1 protein-coding gene is annotated in these 320 nt (G+C 65.6%); it reads left to right on the forward strand.

Annotation, left to right across the window (positions count from 1 at the left end; translation table 11 throughout):
* Positions 1–69 precede the first annotated feature (69 nt).
* The coding region (locus tag HX786_RS31660; RefSeq protein ID WP_218647804.1) for a hypothetical protein at positions 70–320 on the forward strand (251 nt) is incomplete at its 3' end.

Raw genomic sequence — 320 nt, forward strand, 5'->3', positions numbered from 1 at the left:
CCTCCGAGCCTGCCTGAATACGAACTCGCGTTGCGGCTTAGTGCCGCAGCTGAATGTATTGGGAATCACATGGTGAATCAGGAATCTGCACCCGGCGCGCCGGGCACACTCGGGTCGTCCGAAGACCCGCGCATCGACGCGCGCACACGCCGCGGCCGCTTGATGATGCTGTTCCTGCTGCTGGTGTGCGCCTCTCCGGTGATCGCGTCGTACCTTGCGTATTACGTCTTCACCCCCGCCGGCGGCAAGGCGGCGTACGGCGCGCTGGTCGATCCGCAGCGCCCCATTCCGACCGGTCTGATGGTGCAGGACGAGCACGG

This window comes from Pseudomonas sp. 21615526, from assembly GCF_013386245.1.
Lineage (GTDB): Bacteria > Pseudomonadota > Gammaproteobacteria > Pseudomonadales > Pseudomonadaceae > Aquipseudomonas.